Origin of the sequence: Roseovarius sp. (genome assembly GCF_040219995.1) — a bacterium.
In the GTDB taxonomy this organism is placed as follows: domain Bacteria; phylum Pseudomonadota; class Alphaproteobacteria; order Rhodobacterales; family Rhodobacteraceae; genus Roseovarius.
Genome location: NZ_JAVJUC010000014.1, coordinates 871,575 through 889,422 on the forward strand (window position 1 = coordinate 871,575; position 17,848 = coordinate 889,422).

General features: G+C 65.5%; 18 protein-coding genes. 11 read left to right on the forward strand and 7 right to left on the reverse strand.

Features of this window, described 5'->3' with window-relative positions:
* Position 1 precedes the first annotated feature (1 nt).
* Genes RID11_RS08460 through RID11_RS08475 form a run of 4 tightly spaced genes read right to left on the reverse strand, consistent with a single transcriptional unit; the run spans position 2 to position 4,503 of the window.
* On the reverse strand, positions 2 to 1,885 hold the full coding sequence (locus RID11_RS08460) for a nitric oxide reductase activation protein NorD (RefSeq protein WP_350137565.1): 1,884 nt from the start codon (positions 1,883 to 1,885) through the stop codon (positions 2 to 4).
* Between the two features lie 5 nt (positions 1,886 to 1,890).
* Positions 1,891 to 2,685, reverse strand: coding sequence for a CbbQ/NirQ/NorQ/GpvN family protein (locus RID11_RS08465; RefSeq protein ID WP_050664413.1), 795 nt, complete (start codon positions 2,683 to 2,685; stop codon positions 1,891 to 1,893).
* A gap of 3 nt (positions 2,686 to 2,688) precedes the next feature.
* Positions 2,689 to 4,038, reverse strand: coding sequence for a cbb3-type cytochrome c oxidase subunit I (locus tag RID11_RS08470; protein WP_350137568.1), 1,350 nt, complete (start codon positions 4,036 to 4,038; stop codon positions 2,689 to 2,691).
* A 12-nt stretch (positions 4,039 to 4,050) separates the two neighbouring features.
* Complete coding sequence (locus RID11_RS08475; RefSeq protein WP_350137571.1) at positions 4,051 to 4,503, reverse strand: c-type cytochrome; 453 nt, start codon at positions 4,501 to 4,503, stop codon at positions 4,051 to 4,053.
* A gap of 121 nt (positions 4,504 to 4,624) precedes the next feature.
* On the opposite strand from RID11_RS08475, the gene RID11_RS08480 reads away from it, so the two are divergent.
* On the forward strand, positions 4,625 to 4,837 hold the full coding sequence (locus RID11_RS08480) for a DUF1858 domain-containing protein (RefSeq protein WP_350137574.1): 213 nt from the start codon (positions 4,625 to 4,627) through the stop codon (positions 4,835 to 4,837).
* Between the two features lie 218 nt (positions 4,838 to 5,055).
* On the opposite strand, the gene RID11_RS08485 is transcribed toward RID11_RS08480, so the two are convergent.
* Together RID11_RS08485 and RID11_RS08490 are read right to left on the reverse strand one after the other, a co-directional pair.
* The gene (locus RID11_RS08485; protein ID WP_350137576.1) at positions 5,056 to 5,529 is read right to left on the reverse strand and encodes a hypothetical protein; all 474 of its coding nucleotides are present in this window, start codon (positions 5,527 to 5,529) and stop codon (positions 5,056 to 5,058) included.
* Between the two features lie 314 nt (positions 5,530 to 5,843).
* Positions 5,844 to 6,557: a Crp/Fnr family transcriptional regulator gene (locus RID11_RS08490; RefSeq protein WP_350137578.1), complete on the reverse strand. Its 714-nt coding sequence runs from the start codon at positions 6,555 to 6,557 to the stop codon at positions 5,844 to 5,846.
* Between the two features lie 152 nt (positions 6,558 to 6,709).
* Between RID11_RS08490 and RID11_RS08495 the strand changes: the two genes are divergently transcribed.
* From RID11_RS08495 to RID11_RS08505, 3 genes are read left to right on the forward strand one after another with little or no spacing between them, the layout of a single operon-like run.
* Positions 6,710 to 7,141, forward strand: a complete 432-nt coding sequence (locus tag RID11_RS08495) for a pseudoazurin (protein WP_350137581.1) — start codon at positions 6,710 to 6,712, stop codon at positions 7,139 to 7,141.
* Positions 7,142 to 7,198: 57 nt separating this feature from the next.
* Positions 7,199 to 8,416, forward strand: a complete 1,218-nt coding sequence (gene nirK / locus RID11_RS08500; protein ID WP_350137782.1) for a copper-containing nitrite reductase — start codon at positions 7,199 to 7,201, stop codon at positions 8,414 to 8,416.
* A gap of 14 nt (positions 8,417 to 8,430) precedes the next feature.
* Positions 8,431 to 9,183 (forward strand): formylglycine-generating enzyme family protein, encoded by a 753-nt coding sequence (locus tag RID11_RS08505; protein ID WP_350137583.1) that lies wholly within the window; start codon positions 8,431 to 8,433, stop codon positions 9,181 to 9,183.
* A 3-nt stretch (positions 9,184 to 9,186) separates the two neighbouring features.
* Here RID11_RS08505 and RID11_RS08510 read toward each other — a convergent pair whose 3' ends face one another.
* Positions 9,187 to 10,668, reverse strand: a complete 1,482-nt coding sequence (locus RID11_RS08510) for a divergent polysaccharide deacetylase family protein (protein ID WP_350137587.1) — start codon at positions 10,666 to 10,668, stop codon at positions 9,187 to 9,189.
* A gap of 159 nt (positions 10,669 to 10,827) precedes the next feature.
* Between RID11_RS08510 and RID11_RS08515 the strand changes: the two genes are divergently transcribed.
* From RID11_RS08515 to RID11_RS08545, 7 genes are all read left to right on the forward strand, one after another.
* A complete protein-coding gene (locus RID11_RS08515; protein WP_350137590.1) occupies positions 10,828 to 11,409 on the forward strand; it encodes an anthranilate synthase component II in 582 nt (193 codons plus the stop codon).
* Positions 11,406 to 12,428 carry an anthranilate phosphoribosyltransferase gene (gene trpD, locus RID11_RS08520; protein WP_350137592.1) on the forward strand — a complete coding sequence of 341 codons (1,023 nt, stop codon included), beginning with the start codon at positions 11,406 to 11,408 and terminating at the stop codon, positions 12,426 to 12,428. Before RID11_RS08515 ends, trpD begins: the two co-directional genes overlap by 4 nt.
* Complete coding sequence (gene trpC / locus RID11_RS08525) at positions 12,425 to 13,240, forward strand: indole-3-glycerol phosphate synthase TrpC (protein WP_350137596.1); 816 nt, start codon at positions 12,425 to 12,427, stop codon at positions 13,238 to 13,240. Before trpD ends, trpC begins: the two co-directional genes overlap by 4 nt.
* Positions 13,240 to 13,716, forward strand: a complete 477-nt coding sequence (gene moaC / locus RID11_RS08530; protein WP_350137599.1) for a cyclic pyranopterin monophosphate synthase MoaC — start codon at positions 13,240 to 13,242, stop codon at positions 13,714 to 13,716. Before trpC ends, moaC begins: the two co-directional genes overlap by 1 nt.
* Complete coding sequence (locus RID11_RS08535) at positions 13,713 to 14,885, forward strand: molybdopterin molybdotransferase MoeA (protein WP_350137602.1); 1,173 nt, start codon at positions 13,713 to 13,715, stop codon at positions 14,883 to 14,885. The genes moaC and RID11_RS08535 overlap by 4 nt, the downstream gene beginning before the upstream one ends.
* A gap of 238 nt (positions 14,886 to 15,123) precedes the next feature.
* Complete coding sequence (locus tag RID11_RS08540) at positions 15,124 to 15,588, forward strand: (2Fe-2S)-binding protein (RefSeq protein WP_350137604.1); 465 nt, start codon at positions 15,124 to 15,126, stop codon at positions 15,586 to 15,588.
* Between the two features lies 1 nt (position 15,589).
* Positions 15,590 to 17,830 carry a xanthine dehydrogenase family protein molybdopterin-binding subunit gene (locus RID11_RS08545; RefSeq protein ID WP_350137606.1) on the forward strand — a complete coding sequence of 747 codons (2,241 nt, stop codon included), beginning with the start codon at positions 15,590 to 15,592 and terminating at the stop codon, positions 17,828 to 17,830.
* The last annotated feature ends 18 nt before the right edge of the window (positions 17,831 to 17,848 follow it).

A 17,848-nucleotide genomic window follows, 5' to 3' on the forward strand; every position in this document is an offset into this window, starting at 1 on the left:
GTCAATTCTCCTGTGTCAGCGTGCGATAGATATCGGGAAGCGCGCGGGTCAGGCGCGCGGGGTCGGGCAGCAGGGTAAAGCCGCCCCGCCCGAAGATACGGGCAAACCAGTCTTGCCCGTCCTCGTCGATGATGATGCCATGCAGGCTGTGGCCCGCCATGCGGGCCTCGCGGACGGCCATGTGACTGTCCTCGATACCGTGCTGGCCCTCGTAATGATCAAGATCGTTGGGCTTGCCATCGGTCAGCACAATGAGCAGCTTGCGCGCGCTCGGCTCCTCAGCCAGTTGCGCGCTGACATGGCGGATCGCCGCCCCGAGCCGGGTGTAATGCCCGGGCTTCAGCGCGCCGATATTGGCGGTGACGGCGGGGGACATGTCGTCGCCGAACCCCTTGCAGCGGCTCAGGAACACCCGGTCGCGGCGCAACGAGGAAAACCCCCAGATGCCCAGCCGGTCGCCCGCCGCGTCGATGCCCGCAGCCAGTGCCGCCATCGCTTCGCGCGCCACCTCGATCACCGAGGTATCGCCGATCGCCGCCTCGGTCGAGCGCGACGTGTCGATCAGGAAGGCCACCGACAGATCACGCTCGACCTGTCGCGCCGATTGCCAGATCCGGTCCGATCCGCGCCCGGTGGCCAGCAGATCGGCCCGCGATGTCAGCAGCGCGTCGAGATCAAGCTCGCTGCCCTCTACCTGGCGCGGCTGCAGGATGCGGCGCGGGCGCAGCGCCTCGAACTGGCGGCGCACCTCGCGCATCCGGCGCGCGTTCGCCACGAAGGGCGTGTCGGACGCGGCCACCGGCGCATCCAGAACCCGGCAGTGGTCGGCCATGTAGCTGCGCGACCGATGGTTCCATTCAGGGTATGTGTGCGTGCCCGCCAGCGCCTCGTGATCGGCGTCGGTGGGCGACAGATCGAGATGCAGGCGCAGCCGTGTCGCGGCCTTGCGATCCTGTTTCGACAGGGTGATTTCATCCTGATCATCCGCCGCCTTCTGGGCATTCTCGTCATCGTCATCATCGACGCTGCGGTTGATGTTCATCGACTCGACCCATGACAGGATCGACTCGAACCGGTGAATGATAAAGCTGTCCTTGCGGTTCTGCTGATCCTGATCCTTGCGCCGTCCCAGCTTTCGGCTGGTCTGCGCAGCGGCGGGGGGCGGTGCGGCAGGGTCTGCCGCCTGATCCGTCGCGGCCTCGCCCGAGGCGACGGGCGCAAAGCGCAGCCAGATCGGCACCGGTGCGAAGGGCATGTAGCTCCCCGGCACCGGGTGCGCGGTCACCTCGGGTGTGGCCCCGCAAAGCTGGTTGCGAATGGCTGTTTCGATGATCGCCTCCTGCGCGGGCCGCAGAACGTCTGGTCGCGCCGCCATGCAGAGCCGCGCCATCCGGTCATGGGCCTGACGCAGGCCGGGACAGGCGGCATAGGCCGCATCCGCCGCCGCCGCATTGGCGCGCACCTGCACGCAATCGCGGGCCGGGCCTTCGCCGGTCAGGTCGATCCCGTTCAGATCGCAGACCGCCGCCAGCGCCGTCAGCCAGAAATACGCGGCCCGGTTCAGTGCAGGGTCGGGAAAGGCGGCGATAACCGGCGGCAGCGTGAGCCGCTCACCGTCAAAGGCCGCGACCCATTCACGGTCCCGCTCCGCCCCCAGCTTGCGGCGCAGCGGGCGGCGATGGCGCACCAGCGTCGCCGCCACCTCGCTCAGTTCCACGCCGGACGCACCGCCCAGACCGCGAAACAGCACCGCAAGGCTGGGCCGGACCGAGGCGAGTGCGACACCCGCCTCGGGATAATCGATATCCGCCCCGATCCCGCTGGCTATGTCATGCCAGAGGTTGCCGACCGTCTCTTCGGGTTCCATGAGATCGAGAAGATGCATGGCGCTCACCCGTAGATCGTGGCGACCAGATCGCGCAGCGCCTGCTGCACGTCAGGCTCGTCACTCAGCGGCTCGATGACCGCCGCCTCCAGCGCCTGATCGACGCCCATGCCGCCCGCCATCAGCGTGGCGGCATAGATCAACAGGCGCGTTGACACGCCTTCCTCAAGGTCCATTCCAGAGAGGTTGCGGATATGCCCGGCCAGCCGCACCAATGGGGCCACGCGCCCCGGCTCCAGCCGGCTTTCGCTGGAGACCACGGCAATCTCGGTCTCCGCCCCCGGAAAGTCGAACGAGATCGAGAGGAAGCGTTGCCGCGTCGACGGTTTCAGCCGCTTGAGCACGTTCTGATAGCCAGGGTTGTAGCTGGCCACCAGCATGAAACCCGATGGCGCCACCAGCTCTTCGCCGGTGCGGTCGATCATCAGCGTGCGGCGCGTGTCGGTCAGCGGGTGCAGCACGACCGTTACGTCCTTGCGTGCCTCGACCACCTCATCGAGATAGCAGATACCGCCCTCGCGCACTGCGCGGGTCAGCGGCCCGTCGACCCAGACCGTCTCGCCGCCCTTGAGCAGGTAGCGCCCGATCAGGTCCGAGGCCGACAGATCGTCATGGCAGGCCACCGTATAGAGCGGCTTGCCCAGCCGGGCCGCCATATGCTCGACAAAGCGGGTCTTGCCGCAGCCGGTCGGCCCCTTCAGAAGAAGGGGCAAACCGTTGTCATGGGCCGTCTCGAAAAGATCGCATTCGCGGCCGGTTGCCTGATAGAACGGCAGGGTTGGTTTGTAGACCATGTTCATGGCTCATTCTCCCGGAACAGGGTTGGCAGGGCCGGGCGCGATTACCTCGGATTTGCGCGCGACCAGCATGGAATAGAGGAACAGCAAGGCCCCGATCACCACAGCCGCACCGGCACCAAACCGCATCAGGTAGAAGATCGACAGACTGTCCTGCACCTGCATGTAATAGTCGCCCACCACGCGCTGCATATGCGTCTGGATGGTGCCCGCGAAGGTCAGCACGAAGGTCATGAAGGCCATGCCGCCGGTCATCAACCAGAACGATGCCATGTTCAGCACCTGGTTATAGGGCGCGCGTTCCCGCAGCATCGGCATCGCATAGGTGAAGATCGCGAGGTTGAGCGCCACATAGGCCCCGTAAAAGGCGAGGTGGCCGTGGGCTGCGGTGATCTGCGTGCCGTGGCTGTAGAAGTTCACCCCGTGCAGCGTGTGCAGGAAGCCCCAGACGCCGGCGCCGAAGAAGGCCACCGTGGAGGAACCCAGCGACCACAAGAGTGCCGCCTTGTTCGGGTGGTTCTTGCGGCCTTTCCAGACCATGACGAAGGCAAACGACATCATCAGGAAGAACGGGATCACCTCGAAGGTCGAGAAGATCGAGCCAACCCATTGCCAGTAGCCCGGCAGGCCGATCCAGTAGAAGTGGTGCCCGGTCCCGAGAATGCCCGAGAAAAGCGCCGTGGCGACGATGACATAGAGCCATTTCTCGACCACCTCGCGGTCCACCCCGGTCAGCTTCAGCAGCAGGAAGGCAAGGATCGCGGCCATCACCAGTTCCCAGGTCGCCTCGACCCAGAGATGGACGACGAACCACCAGTACATCTTGTCGAGGCTGAGGTTGTCGGGGTTGATGAAGGCAAAGACCCAGAGCAGCGACAACAGCCAGAGCCCCATCAGCAGGACGTTCGTGATCGCGGTCTTCTTGCCCGCCAGCACCGTCATCGAGATGTTGAGCAGAAAGATCAGCGCCGCGACGAGAATGCCGAACTTGACCCACAAGGGTTGTTCGAGAAACTCACGCCCGCCATGGATACCCACGAGGTACGAGCCCACGGCCCCCAACGTGCCCACAACAAGAATGATGAGCTGGATATAGGCCAGCTTCGGCGACCAGATTTCACGCTCCGATTCCTCGGGGATCAGAAAATAGGCGGCCCCGAAAAAGCCCAGCAGCAGCCAGACGATCAGGGCGTTGGTGTGGATCATGCGGATGATGTTGAACGGCAGGATCTCTGCCAGAAAGTTGGGCGAGACATAGACCCAGCCCGCCAGCAGCCCGCCCAGCACCTGAATGCCGAAGAGGGCCATCGCCGCGACGAAATAGTAAAGCGCGACTTTTTGTGATTGGTATTTCATGGGGTTCACTCCTTACCCGGCATCATTGGGCGGCCAGCCCTGCGTGTCGGTTTGATCGGCCCAGCGCAGAAACTCCGCGAGGCCGCGGATATCTTCGTCACTGAGGTTGAAATTCGGCATCTGGCGGCGGCCTTCGATGCCGCTCGGCTGGCTTTCCATCCAGCCCTTGAGCATATCGAAGGAATCCTCGGCGCTGTCCTGCACGCCCCAGCGGGTCATCACGTTGCCCACTTCGGGGGCGAAATACGCGCCCTCGCCGTGCAGGCTGTGGCAGTTGATGCAGGAATGCTCTTCCCAGACATGCTTGCCGTGGATCACCTCTTCGCTGAGCGCCATGCCCGCCGTCGAGGTTTCGACCACGTATTTGTGGCTATGGACGGTCATCGCCACGAAGATCACGACAAAGAAGATCGAGCCCCCGTAGAAGATGTTGCGCGCCCTCGATTTCGTTAAGATTTCAGCCATGTTCAGGCCTCCTTGGAATTCGGGATGACCTGTTCTAGGCGGGCGACCGGCAACGCAGTTTGTGCCAGCGCAACGTTTGGCGCGATTGCGCGACTAAGGTGGTCGGAGAAAGGAGCACGCGATGCGGCACCCCCGACCCGATGACCCCGATCTGCCACTGGCGGATCTGATGACACGATGGCCCCAGACGGTCCCGGTCTTCGTCCGGCACCGGATGCTCTGCGTCGGATGCCTCGTCAGCCCGTTCCACACGGTCATGGACGCCTGCGCGGAATACGGTCTCGACGAAGAGGATTTTCTGGCCGAACTGATGCAGGCGGCAGACCCGGGATAAGACCGGACCTATGAAGGCATCGCGTGTCGCCAACACGCCCTACGCAGGGCGACCCGGCGGATGTCGGTTGGGGTTGGTGGCTGGTGCTGACTCTTGCTCGAAGGGCAGCAATACGCAGGAAGCGGAGTTTGCAAAGCTATGGCCGCATCCCGAGAGCGGTCGTTCAGTCCAAGTACGGCAATTGGCAGGTTAGAGCCCAGCCGCTCATTCATGGTCAGCTAGACGCCGTCATCGCAAGAATGCACTATAAACACAAAGCCGGTGTCGATGCGCTCTCCGTCTTTACGAATTTCGATAGAGAAATCTGCTGCCGACTTTTGCGTCACTCGTGCAACGCCATCATCTGCCTGTACATCTACGACGCAATTCTCGGTAAACCGCCTGATAAGGTTAGCTTTGATACATCCCGAACCGAGATCAGTAATTGAGGACACATTCGAACTGCGACCGAACGAGTAACGTGAGCCATCGAAATCCACGCGTCCAAATGTCTTCAAGCGGCCTGAAAGTCTGTCGTTCAGAATTGTAGATACCTCACCTTCCCACTCTTCCCGCTCCCTGTCAGATTGGCTTGGAAAGGTGGTTGCGTAAATCCTCGAAAGGAAGGCTGTAAGCGGTGTCAATTGTGCGCAGGCTTCGATCAAAGCCCGCCAGCCATCTTTGGATTTGTTGTTTCTCGGCGGCTTAATCATGCTGTCGTCCTAGACAACGGAATCGTCGTTACACGGGCTTCGCCTAAGACGATAAACCATCATCTGGATTCGTCGTAGCTAATTCCATGCCTATTTCCGAAAAGCGGTCTTGGCGCAAAAGTAAGCCTCGGCCCGCACATCGGTCCTTCAACTGACGCAACTCAAAGGTCCGCTCTGACCAGCCCCGCCGTTTCGCGCCATGACCGCGTTGGGGCTGGGAGCGGCTATTGCGAGCACCGGAGCCAAGATCAGCGCGCCCCCCAAAACCGACCACCCACCAATCCCACGTCACCGACACCCCAACACCACCCCCCTCACCCCTGGCTCAGCACCACCAGCGCGTGCGGGTCGCAGACCTTGATGCGCTTGCGTTTGCTTTCCACCAGCCCCCGCTTTTCCCATCCGCTCAGCAAGCGGCTGACGGTGTGCAGGGTTGTGGCGGTCAGCTCCGACAGGTCCTGCCGGGTGATCGGAAAGTCGATCTCGATGCCACCCTCAACCTTGCGCCCGGTCTGGTTGATCAGGCGCAGGATCGCGTTGGCCACGCGCTGCTCGACCTGCTGGGTCGCCAGTTCGACGATGCGGGTGTTCATCTCGCCCACCCGGTGGCCGAGGGTCTTGTAGGTCTCGGTGGCAAAGCCGTCATACTCGGCCACGAACGTATCCCACAGGCTGGTGGGCCAGCTGAGCACGATCGATTCGGTCGCCGTCATCGCCGTCGCCGGATAGGTCTCGCGCCCGATCGCCTTGGCGATACCCAAGAGCTGCCCCGCCGGGATATGCAGCGCCGTCACCTGCTCACCGGTCGGCGTGATGCGCACCACCCGCACATAGCCATCGAGCAGCATGTAGAACCGCTCGGCCGGATCACCCTCGTTGAACACTGTGCCCCCGGACTCATACCGCCGCGAACTCGCCTGATCCAGAATCGTGCGAATCTGCCGCTTCTCCAGCCGGGAAAACGGCGGCAGATGCGTCAGCAGGCTCTCATCAAGCCGCGGCAGGGTTTTTCGGGCAGGTTCGGTCATGGCGCGCGTCATCGCACAGAACCACGTGCAACGCCATAACCGGATGCCCCGCCCGATCAATCGTCCCGAAGTTTGCGCCAGAGCAATATCGCGCCTGCGGAAATCACTATTCTCAAGGTCAAGCAATAACGCGACATGAAAGGACAAACGACATGATCCGCACGCTGACAACCGGCCTCGCCCTCGCCGCCCTGATGGGCTCCGCGGCCTTTGCCGAAACCTTTGAGGTCAAGATGCTGAACAAGGGCGCCGATGGCGAGCGCATGGTGTTCGAGCCGGCCTTTGTTCAGGCCGCCCCCGGCGACACCATCCGCTTTGTCGCCACCGACAAGGGCCACAACGCCGAGATCAACAAGGGCATGCTGCCCGACGGCGCCGAGGCCTTTTCCGGCAAGATCGACGAGGAATTCGACGTCACGCTCGATGTCGAAGGCGTCTATGGCGTCATCTGCAAGCCGCACTTCGCCATGGGCATGGTGATGACCATCGCCGTGGGCGAGACGGAGGTGCCCGAGACCTTCTTTGAGGGCCGCGTGCCGCCCAAGGCCAAGGACCGTTTCGAGGCGCAACTCGGCAATCTCTGATCCCTTTCCCGGTGTGCGGGCATGAGGCCCGCCACCCCCACCGTCATGGAGGACATCATGACCAAGCGTATCAACCCCGGACTCGTCTCAACCAGCCGCCGCAATGTGCTGCGCGGCTCCATGCTCGCGGGGGCCGCAGCAATGGCCGGTGCAGGCGCAATGGCCGCCTCGCGCGCGCCCCGGCTCACCAAGGCCAACGCGACATCCGCACACCTGCACAAGGCCGCCGCCAAACAGGCTGCCGAAACCACGGCCAAACCCGCCGATCTTTCGGGCTATACCCGCGTGCGGCAGGAACTGGTCGCACCGCCCTTTGCGCCCGCCCACGAACAGGTCGCAACCGGCGGCCCCAAGCTCATCGAGATCACCATGGAAACCACCGAACGGCTGATGGTGGTGGACGAGGACACCGGCGCCTCGGTCTGGGCACTGACCTATAACGGCTCGGTCCCCGGCCCGCTGATCATCTGCCACGAGGGCGACATGGTGGAACTGACCCTGCGCAACCCCGCCGACAGCATGATGGAGCATAATATCGACTTCCACGCCTCCACAGGGGCCCTGGGCGGCGGTGGCCTGACCCATTTCTATCCCGGCGAGGAATGCGTGCTGCGCTGGAAGGCGACCAAGCCGGGCTGCTTCACCTATCACTGCGCCCCCGGCGGTGCGATGATCCCCTATCACGTCACCCATGGCATGAATGGTGCTGTCATGGTGCTGCCCCGTGACGGGCTGAAGGACGGCGCGGGCAATCCGCTGAAATACGACAGCATCGCCTATGTCGGCGAACAGGATTACTACCTGCCGATGGACGATAACGGCGACTACAAGAGCTATGCCGCCGCCGGTGACGACTATGCAGACAGTCTTGTTGCGATGCGCACCCTGATCCCGACGCATTCGGTGTTCAACGGCGCGGTCGGTGCCCTGACCGGAGAGAACGCGCTGCGTGCCAAGGTCGGCGAGACGGTGCTGATGATCCACAATCAGGCAAACCGTGACTCGCGTCCGCACCTGATCGGCGGTCATGGCAATTTCGTCTGGGAGACGTCCTTCACCGACGCGCCGATGACCGGGATGGAGACATGGTTCGTGCGCGGCGGCAGCGCGGTGGCGGCGATGTACACCTTCGAGCAGCCGGGCGTCTACGCCTATGTCAACCACAACCTGATCGAGGGTGCGATGCTGGGTGCGACGGCGCATTTCGTGGTCGAGGGTGACTGGGACAACCAGTTGATGGAACAGGTCGTCCCGCCCCGTCCCTTCGCGACATAAAAGGAACGCATGACATGACGACCGCCGCTGCCACCACTCACACCTACCCGCTCAAGACCGCGCTTGGCTTTGCGGCTCTGGGCCTTCTGGCGGCGGTCATCGCCGGGGGCGCGCTCTTGCAGCGCGCCCCTGATCCGATCTTTCTGCCGGTGATGGCCGACCGACCCGTGATGCTCCCGGACGGTCGCGCGCTCTACGTGCAACGCCATGAGGTCACCATCGCCGAATGGGCGCGATGCGTCGCGCAGGATGCCTGCGCACAGGTCGTGCGCGCCCGCGCCGATCAGGATCCTGACACCACCCCCGCAACCGGACTGAGCTATATCGACGTGCAGGACTATATCGCCTGGCTCAATGACGCCACGGGCCACGCGTTTCGCCTGCCCAGTGCCGTCGAATGGAACATCATGGCCGCCGCGGTCCTGCCCGACGACCCCGATCCGACCTTCACAGACCCCTCGCTGACATGGGCCTCGGCCTACCTGACCGAAGGCACCGCCCCACGGGCGCTCAAGTCGCAAGGCAGTTTTACCACCTCGCCCGAGGGCATCGCCGATCTCGATGGCAGTGTCTGGGAATGGACGCAGGAATGTTACGCAGGCGCCAGCGACGGCACCGACCCGTCCCGCTGCCCGGCGTTCTTTGTCGGCGGCGAGCACGTGGCCGCGATGTCCTATCTGGTGCGCGACCCCGCGCGCGGCGGCTGCGCCGTCGGCACCCCGCCCGCGCATCTGGGCATGCGTCTGGTCACGGATGACCCGGTCTGAGCGCTATTCCGCCCCTGCCATCAGCACCGCCGAGATCGGGGCCAGCGCCACCCGATTGGCCCGGTCCTGCAATCCCCAGAGCATCAGCGCGCTGATCGTATCGGCGCGCAACCGGCCCAGCATGATCACGCCTTCGTCCTGCTGGCCTGCCTTCATCGCGGCCTGGTCGAGAAATCGGCGGATCGCCGAGGCATCCTGCCCCTGCCCGTCGAAATCACGAAACAGCGTCGCCGACGGCACACCTTCGCGCCCGATCAGCTTGCGCGCCATGTCGAGCCCGTTGGGATGCATGACGATCCCGTGTCCGGTTTCCTTCAGGATCGGTGCCAGTTGCGCACTGGCCTCGCGGCTCGCCTGTACGCCGGTCTCGTCGCCTTCCAGCAGCGCCACCGCCTGCGGCACCCGGTCAAGCCAGGCCTGCATCGCCACTTCGGTATCAGACGCGGCAGCGCTTTCAGGCAGATCGACGGTCAACAGCACCTCGAACCCAGCCGCGCGATAGCGCTCGGCGGCCTCTGCTGCGCCCGACCAATCGGCATCCACCGCAAAGCTGAGCGGATAGGGGAAACTGGCCAGCGCCTCCATGCCAATGGGGCTGCTGCCGTCATCCATCAGCACGATCGACATCAGCGGCTTGCCCTCAGGGTTCTCGAACTCGGCGGCATGGCGAAGGATCGCGCGCTCGGGCACCGGGGTCTCCTCGGCCTCCTCCGCCGTCTCGGTCTCCGGCTCGTCACCGATACGGGGCAACCGATTGCTCCGCACGCCTTCGACGCGGTCACTGATGGTGCCCGAGGGCGGCAGTGTCTTGGACGTCTCGGGGGTGTCTTCGGAGGTCTGCACCGCTTCGGGCACCGGCCCCTCGTCGGGTGCGATCGGCGTTATCGTGTCGTCACGGGCCGGGGTCTCTTCTGCCGCATCGGGCGCAAGCGTCGGTGTCTCTTCCTCATCGGGGAAATCCGGCACGGCGCTTCGGGTCTCGCCACCCGTCTCGCCGCCTGTCTCACTGCCCGTCAACCCGGCATCCGCCTCGCCCGGATCAGGCGCCGGCGGCTGCGCCGGGTCGGACGAGATTGCCACCTGTCCCTCATCCTGCGGGGCCTCGGGCGCCTGCGACTGAGGACTGGGCAGAACCGGGCTCTCGCTGCCGACCGCGACACCGCCCGTGCTGCCCGACCCTTCGGGTGCCGCACCGAGCGCATCGACGTCGCTGCCCGTGGTCGGGGCCTGCGCCGGGGCGGTGTCCGCCCCGGTGAGCGATGACAGATCGTCGGGCTCCGGGGCCACCACCTGCGGCCTGCCCGCCGCCTCGGGGCTGTCTTCGACGTCCGGCAAGGCCGCCTGCCGATCCTCGCGCCGCAGATCGAAGCCCGACCCGGGTGTGACCTCGACCGTCTCCGCCTCGGGCGCCTCCGCGCCCGGCACCTCGGTCAGAACCGAAGCCATCCCAAGCACCAGCCCCGAAAAGACGGTGCCCGTGATCATTCCCGCAAATAGTCCGCGTGCCACTGCCTTTGCCCCCGTATCCGCCTGTTTTACCTTATTACCGGCCTAGCGCCCCTTGACGGTGCCGCGCAAGCCTGAACAAGTATACCGCGACCGGGCCCTCGGCCTCCAGCCCCCTTTGCAAGAGGACAGGCGCAAATGCTGCTGTTGATCGATAACTATGACAGTTTCACCTACAATCTCGTCCATTACGTGGGCGAATTGGGGGCCGAAACCCGCGTGATGCGCAACGATGCGCTCAATGTGCAGGAGGCGATTGCGATGCGCCCCGCCGGTATCCTGCTCTCGCCCGGCCCCTGCGACCCGGATCAGGCGGGCATCTGCCTGCCGCTCACCCTGGCCGCCGCAGAGGCGGGGATTCCGCTGCTTGGCGTGTGCCTTGGGCATCAGACCATCGGGCAGGCCTTCGGCGGCCGTGTGATCCGCCATTCCGAAATCGTGCATGGCAAGATGGGCCATATCCAGCACTCCGCAAAAGGCGTCTTCGCCGGTCTGCCCTCACCCTTCGAGGCGACGCGCTATCACTCGCTGGTGGTGGAGCGCGACAGCCTGCCCGAATGTCTGGAAATCACGGCAGAGCTTGAGGACGGCACGATCATGGGCCTGCAACATCGCGAGTTGCCGATCCACGGCGTGCAGTTCCACCCCGAATCGATCGCCTCGCAGCACGGTCACAAGCTCTTGCAGAATTTCCTGAACCTGATGCAGGTTCCGGCATGAGCGACCGGCTGAAACCCCTGATCGGGGCCGCCGCCGACCGCGCGCTCAGCCGCAAAGAGGCCGAAGCCGCATTCCAGATCCTCTTTGAGGGCGAGGCGACCCCGGCGCAGACCGGCGGTTTCCTGATGGCCCTGCGCACGCGGGGCGAGACGGTGGACGAATACGCCGCCGCCGCCGCCGTGATGCGCGCCAAATGCAACAAGGTCCGCGCACCGCAGGGTGCGATGGACATCGTCGGCACCGGCGGCGACGGCAAAGGCACGCTCAACATCTCGACCGCGACCGCCATCGTCGTGGCAGGCGCGGGCGTGCCGGTGGCCAAGCATGGCAACCGCAACCTCAGTTCCAAATCCGGCGCGGCGGATGCGCTCGGCCAACTCGGCCTCAACGTGATGGTCGGCGTCGAAGTGGTGGAACGCGCGCTCACGCAGGTCGGCATCGCCTTCATGATGGCGCCGATGCATCACCCCGCCATGGCCCATGTCGGCCCGGTGCGCGCGGAACTGGGCACCCGCACGATCTTCAACATCCTCGGGCCGCTGACCAACCCGGCAGGCGTCAAGCGTCAACTGACCGGCGCATTCTCGCGCGATCTGATCCGGCCCATGGCCGAAACGCTTGGGCAATTGGGGTCAGAGCGCGCCTGGCTGGTGCATGGCTCCGACGGCACCGACGAGATGACGATCACCGGCCTCACCTGGGTCGCCGCCCTTGAGGAAGACGGCAGCATCCGCGAGGTCGAACTGCACCCCGAGGATTTCGGCTTGCCCGTGCATCCGTTCGAGGCCATCCTTGGTGGCACACCCGAGGAAAACGGCCGCGCGCTGCGCGCGCTGCTCGACGGCGCGCCCGGCGCCTATCGCGACGCAGTTCTGCTCAACGCCTCGGCCGCACTCACCGTCGCGGGACGCGCGCCCGATCTGCGCGCAGGCGTCGCCATGGCCGCAGAAAGCATCGACAGCGGGGCCGCGCGCGCGAAACTCACCGCTCTGGCGAAACTCACATCGGAGGCCGCATGACCACCCCCACCATCCTCGACAAGATCAAGACCTACAAGCTGGAGGAGATCGCCGCCGCCAAGGCCGCCCGCCCGCAGGACGAGATCGAGGCCGAGGCCGGCGACGCCCCCCCGGTGCGCCCCTTTGGCGACGCGCTTTTGCAGGCCAGCAAGACCGGCTATGGCCTCATCGCCGAGATCAAGAAGGCCAGCCCCTCCAAGGGCCTCATCCGTGAAGACTTCGACCCCGCCGCCCTGGCAGAGGCCTACGCGAGTGGCGGGGCCACCTGTCTCTCGGTGCTGACCGACACGCCCAGTTTCCAGGGCGCGCCCGAATATCTCGGGCAGGCCCGTGCCGCCTGTGATCTGCCGGTGCTGCGCAAGGATTTCATGTATGACCCCTACCAGGTCGCCGAGGCGCGCGCCTGGGGGGCAGATTGCATCCTGATCATCATGGCCAGCGTCTCGGACGCGCAGGCCCTGGAACTGGAAGAAGCCGCCACCCGCTGGGGCATGGACGCGCTTATCGAGGTGCATAACCGCGAGGAACTTGACCGCGCGCACACGCTCAATTCCAACATGATCGGCATCAACAACCGCGATCTCAACACCTTCGAAACCTCGCTCGACACCACCCGCAAGCTGGCGAAATTCGTCGCGCCCGACGGTCTGATCGTCAGCGAAAGCGGGCTGTCCACCCCCGACGATCTGGCCGAGATGGCCCGCTACGGCGCGCGCAGCTTCCTCATCGGCGAGACCCTGATGCGCGCCGATGACGTCGCACAGGCCACCCGCGATCTTCTGGCCAACCCCATGAAGGCAGGCGGCGTCTGATGAGCGATCTGACGCATTTCGACGGCCAGGGCCACGCCCATATGGTCGACGTGTCCGACAAGGACGTGACCGCGCGCGTGGCCGTCGCGGAAGGGCACATCAAGATGGCCCGCGAAACCTATGATATCATTGCAGAAGGCCGCGCCAAGAAGGGTGACGTTCTGTCGGTCGCACGGCTTGCGGGCATCATGGGGGCCAAGAAGACGCCCGACCTGATCCCGCTCTGCCACCCGCTTCCCGTCACCAAGGTGGCGGTGGAGCTGACGCTTGACCCCGACCTGCCCGGTGTGCGGATCGAGGGCACGGTCAAGACCACCGGGCAGACCGGCGTCGAGATGGAGGCGCTGACGGCGGTCTCGGTGGCCGCGCTCACGGTCTATGACATGGCCAAGGCGGTCGACCGCGCCATGGAAATCGGCGCCATTCGCGTGATCCTGAAAGATGGTGGAAAATCAGGCCGGTATCAGGCGCAATGATCACGGTAGACGCCGCCCTCTCGCATCTTTTCGCCCTCGTCGAGCCGCTTGAAATCGAAGAGGTGCCACTGGCCGAGGCCGCAGGCCGCATCCTCGCGCGCGACGTCACCGCACGGCGCGATCAGCCGCCCTTTTCCGCCTCGGCAATGGATGGCTACGCCTTGCGCGGCGATGAGGCCACACCCGGTGCGCAGTTCACCGTCATCGGCGAGGCGGCGGCAGGGCATGGCTTTGGCCGCGCTGTCGGCACGGGCGAGGCGGTGCGCATCTTCACCGGCGCGCCGCTGCCCGAAGGCGCGACCCGGGTCATCATTCAGGAGGACGTGACGCGCGACGGCGACACCATCACCCTAGGCGCAGATCTCGGCACCAAGGACCATATCCGCCCTCTTGGCTGCGATTTCCGCGAGGGTCAGAGCATTACCGCCCCGCGCGCGCTGCGCCCCGCCGATATCGCGCTCATGGCCTCGATGAACATCGCGTCGGTGCCGGTGCGGCGCAAACCACAGGTGGCGCTGATCTCGACCGGGGACGAGTTGGTCATGCCCGGCGAGGCCCCCGGCCCCGATCAGATCATCGCCTCCAACACCTTCGGCCTCAAGGCTCTGCTGGAGGCGCGCGGCGCGCGGGCGCGCATCCTGCCGATTGCCCGCGATACCGTGGCCTCGCTCACCACCGCCTTTGCACTGGCCGAGGGCGCGGACCTGATCATCACCATCGGCGGGGCCTCGGTCGGCGATCACGATCTGGTGGGTCGCGTGGCGGGCGATCTCGGCATGGACCGCGCCTTTTACAAGGTCGCGATGCGTCCGGGCAAGCCGCTGATGGCGGGGCGCATGGGCGGGGCCGCGATGGTCGGCCTGCCGGGCAATCCGGTCTCGGCGATGGTCTGCGGTCACGTCTTTGTCGCACCGATGATCGACAAGATGCTGGGTCTGGGCGCAGGCCCCGCACCGCGCCGGGAGACGGTGCTGGCCGCCCCCCTGCCCGCCAACGGCCCGCGCGAGCATTACATGCGCGCGCGCCTCACCGATCAGGGCCTCATCGCCGAGGACAAGCAGGACAGCTCGCTGCTCAGCATTCTCGCCCATTCCGACGCACTCTTGGTGCGCCCGCCGCATGACCCGGCGCGCGAGGCAGGCGAGACGGTCGCGTACCTGCCGATCTGACTGGGTGGCATTGCCATGCCGTGCGGGCGGGTTCTGGCCTGGGTCTGCCGTTGCCGTTGTGCCCCTGCGCGGAATCAAGGGCGAAGCCCGCCGCGCATCGCCGGGCCGCCCCCCGGCACGGCGATGCGCGGCTCACTACCAAAGTCCGCTCCAGACCACTCCTCCCCAAATCCCGCTTTACACCTGAACCGAACGGTTTATCTTCCGCCACAGCCCCCGCGCGAAAGGAGCCTGCCTCATGCAACTCAATGTCAACGGCGCCGACCACTCCCTCGATGATCTGGAGCCCGAGATGCCGCTGCTCTGGGCCCTGCGCGACGTGTTGGGGATCAAGGGGCCGAAATACGGCTGCGGCATCGCGCAATGCGGGGCCTGCACGGTGCATATCGACGGCGAGGCCGTGCGCTCCTGCCAGGTGGCCGTCGGCGATGTCTGGGGCCCGGTGACCACGATCGAGGGGCTCGGCACGCCCGACGCCCCGCACCCGGTACAGGCGGCCTGGATCGACGCGCAGGTTGCGCAATGCGGCTACTGCCAGTCCGGTCAGATCATGCAGGCCGCCAGCCTGCTGGCAGAGACCCCCGCCCCGACCGATCAGGAAATCGACGACGCCATGTCCGGCAATCTCTGTCGCTGCGGCACCTATCCGCGCATCCGCGCCGCGATCAAGGCCGCCGCCAAGTCCATGAGCGAGGGGGCCTGAGATGGGACGCGTGAAAACCATCGCCCGCCGCAGCTTTCTCATCGGCTCGGTCGCCATCGCAGGCGGCGTCGCCTTCGGTGTCTGGCGCTACAAGACACCCTATACCAACCCGCTCCTTGCCGACCTGCCCGAAGGGGCGGCGGCGCTGACGCCTTACGTGCGGATCACCTCCGACGCGATCACCCTGATCACCCCCCGTGCCGACAAGGGGCAAGGTGCGGTCTCGGTGCAGGCGGCGCTGATTGCCGAGGAACTGGATGTCTCTATCGACCAGATCAAGACCGATTTCGGCCCGCCCAGCCCGGCCTATTACAACACCGCCCTTGCAGGCGACGCCGTGCCCTTCCGCGCCACCGATGACAGCTGGATGGCCGAGACTGTGCGCGACCTCGCCGACGCGCCGATGAAATTCCTCGGCATGCAGATCACCGGCGGCTCGACCACGGTGCCCGATGGCTATGACAAACTGCGCCATGCCGGGGCGGTGGCGCGCGAGACGCTCAAGGCCACGGCCGCACGGCTGCACGGGGTGGAGCGGTCGGCCCTCAGCACCGAGACCGGCGCGGTGATCCTGCCCGACGGCACACGGCTCAGCTACCAGAGCCTTGCATCAGAGGCCCCGCAGACCGAGCCGGTCACAGATGTCACCTTGCGCGATCCCTCAGAGTGGCGATTGCTCGGTAAACCGATGCAGCGCATTGATATCGTGGCGAAATCCACCGGCACGCAGGGTTATGGCATCGATATCGACCTGCCCGACATGCTGCACGCCGCGATCCGCCTGAACCCCGGTCAGGGTGCAGCCCTCGCCAGCTATGACGCGTCAGAGGCCGAGACCATGCGCGGCGTGCAGAAAATCATCGAAATCCCCGGCGGTATCGCGGTGATCGCCGACAACACATGGCGCGCGATCCGCGCCGCAGAGGCGATCACCTGCGACTGGGCCACAGCACCCTACCCCGCCGGGATGGCCGACCACTGGCAGGCACTGTCAGACAGCTTCACGAGCGACGCACAGGACAGCCAGTTCCGCGACGAGGGCGATGTCGAGGCCGCACTGGCGGGCGGCACAGATATCGAGGTCGAATACCGCGCGCCCTATCTCGCCCACGCCCCGCTGGAGCCGCTCAACGCCACCGTGCGCTACACGCCCGAGCGCGTGGATATCTGGACCGGCACACAGGTGCCGCGTTTCATCGAGACCAATGTCGCCCGGATCACCGGGCTCGACCGCGACCGCATCCATGTCCACGCGGAGATGATCGGCGGCAGTTTCGGGCACCGGCTGGAGGATGAAGTGGTCCGCCATGCCACCCACATAGCCATGGAGATGCCGGGCCGCCCGGTGAAGCTGACCTATTCGCGCGAAGAGGACATGGCGCATGACTTCCCCCGCCAGATCGCCATGGCGCGCGGGCGCGGTCGGGTCGAGAACGGCCACGTCACCGCCTATGACCTGGGCATCGCCATGCCTTCGGTGCTCTCGTCGCAGATGGGCCGCCAGACCATCCCCGCGCCGGGGCCCGACCTGCAAATCGTGGCAGGCGCATGGGATCAGCCCTTCGCCATCACCGATTACCGCGTCACCGGCTACCGCGCGCCGGAACTCGCCCCGATCTCAAGCTGGCGCTCGGTTGGCGCCTCGTCCAACGGCTTCTTCCACGACTGCCTGCTAGACGAGCTCATTCACGCCGCCGGGGCCGACCCGCTGGAAGAACGCCTGCGCCTGTGCAATCACGCCCCCTCGCGCGCGGTGCTGGAGGCGGTGGGCGAGATGTCGAACTGGGGCAGCACCATGGCCCCCGGTCAGGGGCGCGGCGTCGCCTATTGCCTGTCCTTCGGGGTGCCCTGCGCACAGGTGGTGGAGGTCAGCGACACCGAGGACGGCATTCGCCTCACCCGCGTCTACGTCGCCGCCGATGTCGGCCGTATCATCGACCCGGTGAATTTCGACGGGCTGGTCAAGGGCGGCGTGATCTTCGGCCTGGGTCACGCGATGAACTGCCAGATCACCTATGCGAGAGGCGCGGCAGAGCAGCGCAATTTCGACCAGTATCAGGGCATGCGCCTCTACCAATGCCCCGAAATCGAGCTGCGCGGGCTTGAGACCGCCGACAAGATCCGTGGCATCGGCGAGCCACCCGTGCCCCCGGCTCCGGCAGCACTCGCCAACGCGATCTTCGCTGCCACCGGCACCCGCCTGCGCGAAATGCCGTTCGACAAGCACGTGACCTTCGCCTGAGCCCCTTGCCCCCGCCCG